Origin of the sequence: Fulverythrobacter fulvus (genome assembly GCF_037154085.1) — a bacterium.
Taxonomy (GTDB): Bacteria; Pseudomonadota; Alphaproteobacteria; order Sphingomonadales; family Sphingomonadaceae; genus Andeanibacterium; species Andeanibacterium fulvum.
The window spans coordinates 22,301-28,700 of sequence record NZ_JBANRM010000009.1 but is presented as its reverse complement, the minus strand read 5'-3'; the positions used below and the strand labels follow the sequence as shown (position 1 = coordinate 28,700).

Genomic DNA, 6,400 nt, shown 5'->3' with positions numbered 1-6,400 from the left:
CGACATGCCGCCCTCCGGATTGAACCTTGCGACTTGCTATCGCTGCAAGGTGCGGGGCATATAACCGAAACGGTTCGTAAAGTCAAGAATAATCGCCAAATGCACCACTTCACCCCAACTGTCACCCCGGACTTGTTCCGGGGTCCAGCTTAACGCGAGAAGAAGCGGGATCCCGGAACAAGTCCGGGATGACGAAGGGGCTGGGCGCACTCCCCCGCTACCCCAGCAGCAACACGCCCAGCAGCACCAGCAGGGCGATCAGCGCAACGCCCCACACATAGGTGCGCACCTTCGGCACGCCCGCCCAGTAGAGCGGCAGATAGACCGCCCGCGCCCCCAGCCAGACCCAGCCAGCCGCCACGGTCAGGGTCGAGCTCTTGCCCGTCAGCGCCACGCCCATCAGGGCGATGATCGCGATGGGCAGGGTTTCCATGAAATTGTCGCGCGCGCGTTCCAGCCGGGCGGCAACGGGGTTGAGCGGGGGCAGTGCCTCGTCCCGCGCGCCCATGTTCCATTCCACGCCATATTGCCGCGTCTTGATGCGGATCGCGGCCATGATGTGCACCAGCAGCAACAGTGCCGCCAGGCCGAGGATCGTGAATTCGCTATGCATGGGTATCTCCCGCCTTTCCCGCCATCCTCCCCCGCTGACGAAGAAATGGCAATCCGCCCCGATCCTTGAAATGCGTGTCTTATAATCCTAATACAGCAAGAAGTGTGGAGCGTGGGCGATCGCGTGATACTATGCCGCGAGACGAGGAGTTTTGGAGGAACCATGGCGAGCAACGAAACCCAGACGGCCACCGTGCCCGATTTCCAGCTCACCCCGCCCGATCCCGTGCCCGTGGTCGCGCCGCAGAAGGCCGCCGGGCTGGTACCGGTTTCGGAAGAGAAGCGCAGCAAGCTGGACGAGAAGGTGGACGCCTTCGTTGCCGATCTGGTCTCCGCCGACGCCAATTCGCCCGAATTCGGCCAGAAGGTGGATCAGCTCACCAATATGGGCCGCAAGGAAATCATGGCGGCTTCCGGCATGTCCAACCGCTTCCTCGACCGGCCCGTCCGCGCGATGGACAAGGATGAGGGCGTCGGCGCCAATCTCACCGAATTGCGCCGCGTGGTGGAGGAACTCGACCCGGCCCGGCGCGGCAAGCTGAGCCCCGGGCGCAAGCTGCTGGGCATCATCCCCTTCGGCAACAGCCTGAAGAACTATTTCCAGAGCTATCAGAGCGCGCAGGGCCATATCCAGGCGATCCTGTCCAAGCTGGCTTCCGGCAAGGACGAGCTGCTGATGGACAATGCCGCAATCGATGTGGAACGCCAGAAGCTGTGGGAAGCCATGGGCAATCTGGAACAGATGATCCACATCTCCAAGACGCTGGATGCCCGGCTGGAAGACAAGGCGAACGAGCTGGACGCCACCGACCCGGCCAAGGCCAAGGCAGTGCGGGAAACGGCGCTGTTCTATGTCCGCCAGCGCACGCAGGATCTGCTGACCCAGATGGCCGTGGCCGTGCAGGGCTATCTCGCGCTCGATCTGGTCAAGAAGAACAATGTGGAACTGGTGAAGGGCGTGGACCGCGCCAGCACCACTACCGTGGCCGCGCTGCGCACTGCCGTGACCGTGGCCGAGGCGATGACCAACCAGCGGCTCGTCCTTCAGCAGATCACCGCGCTGAACGAAACCACCGCCAATATCATCGATTCCACCAGCACGCTGCTGGCGGACCAGACGAGCAAGATCCACGAACAGGCCGCCAGCTCGACCATCCCGATCGAAACGCTGCAACGCGCCTTCCAGAACATCTATGACACGATGGACAATATCGACACCTTCAAGATCAAGGCGCTCGATTCCATGAAGCAGACGGTCGACACGCTTTCGACCGAGCTTGAAAAGTCCAAGGGCTATATCGCCCGTGCCGAAGGCGCGGCGCAGACCAGGAAGGAAGTGAGCGGGCCTTCGATCCTCTCGCTGGAAGGCTGACACGCAGACAATGGTCGATCTTTCCCGCGATACGGACCGGGCGCTGGACGAAGGCCGCGCCCTGCTGAGAGACAATCGCTCGGGCGGGCGGCACCGGGTTGCTGGCACGCGCTCCATCGGGCGCGGCTCGGCGGAGATCAAGCAGCGCAACCTGATGCTGCGGATCAAGCTGATCGCCGGCGCGCTGCTGGGCGTGGTCGCCATTTCCATGGTCGCCGGGCTGGCGCTGGACGGCATCGGCTTTACCGGGCTGATGGTGGCCTTCCTGGCCGTGGCCGCCGCAGTGATGCTGTTCTCCAACTTTCCCAAGGTGAAAGTGCCCAAGCGGGCGGACCTCAACCGGGGCGATGTGCGCCAGCTGGTGGGCCGTACCGAATTGTGGCTGGAACACCAGCGCGCCGCTTTGCCCGCGCCCGCCGTCACACTAATGGACCAGATCGGCGTGCAGCTGGATGCACTGGGCGTGCAGTTGGAAGGGATCGACCCGGCCCACCCCGCCGCGCAGGAAGTGCGCAAGCTGGTGGGCGAACATCTGCCCGAAACGGTGGACACCTATCGCCGCATTCCCGCCCATCTGCGCGGCGAGGAACGCGCGGGCAGTTCGCCCGACCAGCAGATCGTGGACAGCCTCGGCCGCATCAGCACCGAGATCGACAGCGTCACTCGCCAGCTTGCCGCCGGCGCGCTGGACGATCTGGCGATCCGCACCCGTTATCTCGACTACAAATATGGCGAGGGCGGCAACACCTCGCCGGAGCAGAATTGATGCGCATCGTCCTTCCGCACAGCCTCGGCAAAGAGGAAGTGCGCCGCCGCCTGCACGATAACAGCCACAAGATCGCCAGCCATCTGCCGGGAGGCATGGCCGAGGTGACCACTGACTGGGCGGGCGAGGACCGCATGACCATGGCCATAGCCGCCATGGGCCAGACCCTGTCCGGCGCAGTCGAGATCGGCGAAGGCGAAGTGGCCTTCGAACTGGAACTACCCCTGGCACTGTCCTTCGCCAAACCGATGGCGGAAGCCGCCATGCGCCAGATGGGCGAGAAACTGCTGGCGGCGCCGAGGGATTAATCCTGCGCCGCTTGGGTTTTCTCACGCAATGGCGACAAAAGGATTGCGCCAGATTTCGTCTGATATCGTCACCCCGGCGAAGGCCGGGGTCCAGCTTTCGCTAAAGAAATAGCGGGATCCCGGAACAGGTCCGGGATGACTGGGGAATGCGCCGGATCGAAACCACGCGCCTGCCCTGAAGTCACAACTTCCGGTGGCTCTCCAGAAACTCTTCCGGAATGCGCAACAGGGCCGTTGCCGTGCGGGTTTCCTGCATGAACAGGATCAGCGCGCCCATCAGCAGCGAAATGGCGAAGATGAAGCAGCCGCCTGCCACGGGCTGAACGCTGAGGCCGAGGAATTCCTCAAGGAACAGCAGCGCCACGGTGAAGCCGATGGTGATGCCGCTGATCACCAGCAGCAGGATCGCGCGGCTGATCAGCTTGATACGCCGGTCTATCGTGCGGATTTCCAGCACCACCATATCGTGCTCCACCCCGGTGGTCTGCTTGTGCCGGTCCTGCAGCACACGCGAACGGTCCACCACGCGGCTCAGCCGCTGGGCAAGAATGTTCAGGATATTGCCGATCGCCACCAGGACGAAAACGGGCGCAAGGGCGAGCTGGATCGTATGGGCGATCATGCCCGCTTCTATGCGCCGGGCGTGCAGGGCTGCGCAAGCAGGCAGCGGGCGCCTTCCACTATCTCCACATCGGCGAGCGAGGGGGCCAGCGCGCATTGCCCGCAGCCCGCGGCTTCGCCTGTGACGCAAATGCCCTCGCTCAGCGGCAGGACGAGCAGCGGCGCATCGCCATAGCGCGCGGCAAGCGCGGCATCGACCGGGCCGTCCGCCCGGTCGAGCCGGAAGAAGGGGCCGCGCACCAGTGACACCTGCCCTCGCTCGGGCAGGTCGGTGCGCAGGGCGGGATCGTGCGGCTGCCCCCGCGCCACCTTCAGCGCATCTTCCAGATGCAGTTCGCGCGGACGGCCGTAATCGTAGAAGCGATAGGTGCAGTCGCGGTTCTGCTGCACTTCCACCAGGCTGATCCCCGCCCCGATGGCGTGGACGGTGCCCGCCGGGATATAGACGAAATCGCCGGGCTTGACCTTATGCCAGGCCAGCATGCCCTCGATCGAGCCGTCAAGCGCGCCCCGGCGCATGTCCTGCGCCGTTACCGGGCCGGTAAAGCCGATGCCCAGCACCGCGCCCGGCTCTGCCTCCAGCACCAGCCAGCATTCGTCCTTCCCTGCCTCGCCCGGCGGGTGCACCTGCACTGACAGCTTGTCGCTGGTGAAGATATATTTCGCCAGCAGCGCATCGAAACCGGCCGGCGGCTCGAACCAGATCTCGCCCACTCGCCTGCCGGGCTGCGCCGCGAAAGCCGGAGGCAGCACCTCACGCCCCCAGGGCTTTTCGACCCGGCGCGTGGGCAGCAGGCAGGTCACGGCCGCACGCTCACTGGCCGGAAGCGCCCTTGAGCTTGCCGACATTGGCGGCGCCGCGGCTGCTCGTCACCAGAACTTCGCCCTTGTCGATCACCACGATCACATCCTCCAGCCCCACCACCGAGACACGCGGACCGTCACTGTCCACCATCACGTCGCGGCAATCGAGCAGTTCGGCAGGGCCGCGCGCGATATTGCCCGCCGCATCCGCCTCGCTTGCGCGGGCTTCGCGCAGGCTCTGCCAGTTGCCGATGTCGGACCAGCCCATATCCGCGCTCACCATCGCGGCCCGGTCAGTCAGTTCCATCACCGCATAGTCCACGGAATCGCCCGTAATCGCGGCGAAGGGCGCATCGGCGGGATGGAAGCGCGCGCCATCCGTGCTGCCCTGCTCCACTGCGTCGCGCACGGCAGCGGCCATGTCCGGGCGGTGGCGGGCGAGTTCTTCCAGATAGGTGCCCGCGCGGAAAGCGAAGATGCCGCCATTCCAGCAATAGGTTCCTTCGGCCAGATAGGCCTGTGCCCGTTCGAGATCGGGCTTTTCGACGAAGCGTTCGATCCGGTAGCCACCCGCAAGTTCTTCGCCCTGCCTGATATAGCCATAGCCGGTTTCGGGCCGGGTCGGCGCGATACCGAAGGCCACCAGCCAGCCTTCCCGCGCCAGCCGGGCCGCCTGCAAGGCCGCCGCGACGAAGGCCGCTTCATCGGCGATATAATGATCGCTGGGGCACACCAGCATCACCGCGTCCTCGGGCAGCAACTGCGCGGCCAGGGCAATGGCGGGGGCCGTATTCTTCGCGGCCGGTTCAACCACCAGCCGGGCCCCGCTGCCCTGCGGCAATTGCCTTTCGATCAGGTCCAGATGGACGGCGCCGGCGACAATGAGCGGCGGTGCGAAATGCGCCGGATCGGACGCGCGCCCCAACGCCGCCTCGAACAGGCTGCGATCGCCCACCAGCGGCAGGAAGGGCTTGGGTGCGGCCTTGCGACTGCGGGGCCAAAGGCGCGTGCCGCTGCCTCCGCACAGAATGACGGGTGTGATCGAATTCATGGATATGTTCGCGCCGCTATGTGCGCCCTGCCTCCCTTGCGCCTGCATATGCATCGCCGCATTAGATTACGAAAGCGCCAATGCCGCCGAAACGGGCTCAATAAAACCACCGCTGGCGCCAGCGATATTGCCCCACGACCGCTTCGCCCCGCGCATTGGTGGCGGGATTGAAGCGGAACCGCTCGCGCGCAAGGTTGCAGGTGATGGCATCTGCCTGCGTGTCTGGGCTGGGCTCGATCACCTTGCAATCCTTCACCAGCCCGTCTGTGCCCACGGTCAGCTGGATCGTAACGCTGTGGCCGATCCTGAGGTCGCGGGTCTTCTTCGGGTAATCCTTCGCCGAACTGATGTCGCCGGCGATCTTCTCCAGCTTGCGCGCACCGCCATTGCCCTGGCCGCTGCCGGAATCGCCGCTGCCCGTGCCGCTGCCTTCGCCCCCGGCGCCAGTGCCTTCCCCCTCGTCCCGCGCGCCGGAGCGGTTCTCGCTTCCGGTCGAGCTGACCGGCGGGGCCGCACTGGGCTTCACTGGAATGCGGGCGGGAGGGGCGGAAATTTCGCGCGGCTTCGCCTGCCTGCCTTCCGGCGCGGCGGCCCCTTCATCCGGCTCCGGCGACGCGGCGGGGGCCGATGGCTCTTCGCTGGGCGCGGTAATGGTCACGGTGAGGACGGAGGCCGCCTGTTCCACCACCTGCGCCGTGAAATCGGGTGCAAAGGCGCGCGCCAGCCCGACGATCACCAGCAGGTGGAACAGCACGACAAGCGCCAATGTGCCCCATTTGGGCCTGCGGCGTGGCAAAATGCCGGGCGTCTCGTCCATCGCCGCTATATCGGCCGGGGCGCACCGCGCCGCAAGCTGCCGTGCGTTC

Annotated in this window: 8 protein-coding genes; 3 read left to right on the top strand and 5 right to left on the bottom strand. The window is 65.4% G+C overall.

All coding sequences use genetic code 11. From position 1 onward, the window contains the following. Positions 1-217: 217 nt before the first annotated feature. A complete protein-coding gene (locus WFP36_RS16650) occupies positions 218-613 on the bottom strand; it encodes an MAPEG family protein (RefSeq protein ID WP_336982178.1) in 396 nt (131 codons plus the stop codon). Between the two features lie 162 nt (positions 614-775). Here WFP36_RS16650 and WFP36_RS16645 point away from each other — a divergent pair, with 162 nt between their 5' ends. The 3 genes from WFP36_RS16645 to WFP36_RS16635 are packed head-to-tail and all read left to right on the top strand — an operon-like array spanning position 776 to position 3,058. Further along, positions 776-1,984, top strand: coding sequence for a toxic anion resistance protein (locus tag WFP36_RS16645; RefSeq protein ID WP_336982176.1), 1,209 nt, complete (start codon positions 776-778; stop codon positions 1,982-1,984). A 10-nt stretch (positions 1,985-1,994) separates the two neighbouring features. Then, positions 1,995-2,750 carry a hypothetical protein gene (locus WFP36_RS16640; RefSeq protein ID WP_336982175.1) on the top strand — a complete coding sequence of 252 codons (756 nt, stop codon included), beginning with the start codon at positions 1,995-1,997 and terminating at the stop codon, positions 2,748-2,750. Continuing rightward, positions 2,750-3,058 carry a polyhydroxyalkanoic acid system family protein gene (locus tag WFP36_RS16635; protein ID WP_336982173.1) on the top strand — a complete coding sequence of 103 codons (309 nt, stop codon included), beginning with the start codon at positions 2,750-2,752 and terminating at the stop codon, positions 3,056-3,058. Before WFP36_RS16640 ends, WFP36_RS16635 begins: the two co-directional genes overlap by 1 nt. Before the next feature lie 181 nt (positions 3,059-3,239). Here the strand turns inward: WFP36_RS16635 and WFP36_RS16630 are convergent, their stop codons facing one another. The 4 genes from WFP36_RS16630 to WFP36_RS16615 all read right to left on the bottom strand — a co-directional run bounded on the left by WFP36_RS16630 (position 3,240) and on the right by WFP36_RS16615 (position 6,351). Then, positions 3,240-3,680: a DUF2721 domain-containing protein gene (locus tag WFP36_RS16630; protein ID WP_336982171.1), complete on the bottom strand. Its 441-nt coding sequence runs from the start codon at positions 3,678-3,680 to the stop codon at positions 3,240-3,242. Positions 3,681-3,688: 8 nt separating this feature from the next. Continuing rightward, entirely contained in the window at positions 3,689-4,528 is an 840-nt protein-coding gene (locus tag WFP36_RS16625; RefSeq protein WP_336982170.1) for a class I mannose-6-phosphate isomerase, read from the bottom strand. Then, positions 4,494-5,534: a mannose-1-phosphate guanylyltransferase gene (locus WFP36_RS16620; protein ID WP_336982169.1), complete on the bottom strand. Its 1,041-nt coding sequence runs from the start codon at positions 5,532-5,534 to the stop codon at positions 4,494-4,496. The genes WFP36_RS16625 and WFP36_RS16620 overlap by 35 nt, the downstream gene beginning before the upstream one ends. A 97-nt stretch (positions 5,535-5,631) precedes the next feature. Beyond that, the gene (locus WFP36_RS16615; protein ID WP_336982167.1) at positions 5,632-6,351 is read right to left on the bottom strand and encodes a TonB family protein; all 720 of its coding nucleotides are present in this window, start codon (positions 6,349-6,351) and stop codon (positions 5,632-5,634) included. Positions 6,352-6,400 lie beyond the last annotated feature (49 nt).

Bases quoted from the DNA above. Each gene is read 5' to 3' on its own strand.
- WFP36_RS16645 (WP_336982176.1), top strand. From the start codon at position 776: ATGGCGAGCAACGAAACCCAGACGGCCACCGTGCCCGATTTCCAGCTC.
- WFP36_RS16625 (WP_336982170.1), bottom strand. From the start codon at position 4,528: ATGTCGGCAAGCTCAAGGGCGCTTCCGGCCAGTGAGCGTGCGGCCGTG.
- WFP36_RS16630 (WP_336982171.1), bottom strand. From the start codon at position 3,680: ATGATCGCCCATACGATCCAGCTCGCCCTTGCGCCCGTTTTCGTCCTG.
- WFP36_RS16635 (WP_336982173.1), top strand. From the start codon at position 2,750: ATGCGCATCGTCCTTCCGCACAGCCTCGGCAAAGAGGAAGTGCGCCGC.
- WFP36_RS16615 (WP_336982167.1), bottom strand. From the start codon at position 6,351: ATGGACGAGACGCCCGGCATTTTGCCACGCCGCAGGCCCAAATGGGGC.
- WFP36_RS16650 (WP_336982178.1), bottom strand. From the start codon at position 613: ATGCATAGCGAATTCACGATCCTCGGCCTGGCGGCACTGTTGCTGCTG.
- WFP36_RS16640 (WP_336982175.1), top strand. From the start codon at position 1,995: ATGGTCGATCTTTCCCGCGATACGGACCGGGCGCTGGACGAAGGCCGC.
- WFP36_RS16620 (WP_336982169.1), bottom strand. From the start codon at position 5,534: ATGAATTCGATCACACCCGTCATTCTGTGCGGAGGCAGCGGCACGCGC.